This is a genomic window from Streptomyces sp. NPDC050625 (assembly GCF_040654755.1).
In the GTDB taxonomy this organism is placed as follows: Bacteria; Actinomycetota; Actinomycetes; order Streptomycetales; family Streptomycetaceae; genus Streptomyces.
Window position 1 is genome coordinate 1 of sequence record NZ_JBFAIQ010000102.1, and the last position, 1,418, is coordinate 1,418.

General features: G+C 56.4%; 1 rRNA gene (running past one end of the window). It reads right to left on the reverse strand.

From position 1 onward, the window contains the following. Nucleotides 1-21 precede the first annotated feature (21 nt). Nucleotides 22-1,418 (reverse strand): 23S ribosomal RNA (locus AB0I54_RS47990) (it continues 1,799 nt past the right edge of the window).

Here is a 1,418-nt window from a genome sequence, read left to right on the forward strand (position 1 = left end):
ACACAGTGGACGCGAGCAACTGAGGACAAGCCCTCGGCCTATTAGTACCGGTCAACTCCACCAGTTACCTGGCTTCCATATCCGGCCTATCAACCCAGTCGTCTACTGGGAGCCTTACCCCATCAAGTGGGTGGGAGTCCTCATCTCGAAGCAGGCTTCCCGCTTAGATGCTTTCAGCGGTTATCCCTCCCGAACGTAGCCAACCAGCCATGCCCTTGGCAGAACAACTGGCACACCAGAGGTTCGTCCGTCCCGGTCCTCTCGTACTAGGGACAGCCCTTCTCAAGACTCCTACGCGCACAGCGGATAGGGACCGAACTGTCTCACGACGTTCTAAACCCAGCTCGCGTACCGCTTTAATGGGCGAACAGCCCAACCCTTGGGACCGACTCCAGCCCCAGGATGCGACGAGCCGACATCGAGGTGCCAAACCATCCCGTCGATATGGACTCTTGGGGAAGATCAGCCTGTTATCCCCGGGGTACCTTTTATCCGTTGAGCGACGGCGCTTCCACAAGCCACCGCCGGATCACTAGTCCCGACTTTCGTCCCTGCTCGACCCGTCGGTCTCACAGTCAAGCTCCCTTGTGCACTTACACTCAACACCTGATTGCCAACCAGGCTGAGGGAACCTTTGGGCGCCTCCGTTACCCTTTAGGAGGCAACCGCCCCAGTTAAACTACCCATCAGACACTGTCCCTGATCCGGATCACGGACCCAGGTTAGACATCCAGCACGACCAGACTGGTATTTCAACGACGACTCACCGCGAACTGGCGTCCGCGTTTCAAAGTCTCCCAGCTATCCTACACAAGCCGAACCGAACACCAATATCAAACTGTAGTAAAGGTCCCGGGGTCTTTCCGTCCTGCTGCGCGAAACGAGCATCTTTACTCGTAGTGCAATTTCACCGGGCCTATGGTTGAGACAGTCGAGAAGTCGTTACGCCATTCGTGCAGGTCGGAACTTACCCGACAAGGAATTTCGCTACCTTAGGATGGTTATAGTTACCACCGCCGTTTACTGGCGCTTAAGTTCTCAGCTTCGCCCCACCGAAATGGAGCTAACCGGTCCCCTTAACGTTCCAGCACCGGGCAGGCGTCAGTCCGTATACATCGCCTTACGGCTTCGCACGGACCTGTGTTTTTAGTAAACAGTCGCTTCTCGCTGGTCTCTGCGGCCACCCCCAGCTCACCGAGTAAATCGGATCACCGGAGCTGGCCCCCCTTCTCCCGAAGTTACGGGGGCATTTTGCCGAGTTCCTTAACCATAGTTCACCCGAACGCCTCGGTATTCTCTACCTGACCACCTGAGTCGGTTTAGGGTACGGGCCGCCATGAAACTCGCTAGAGGCTTTTCTCGACAGCATAGGATCATCCACTTCGCCACAATCGGCTCGGCATCAGGTCTCAGACACA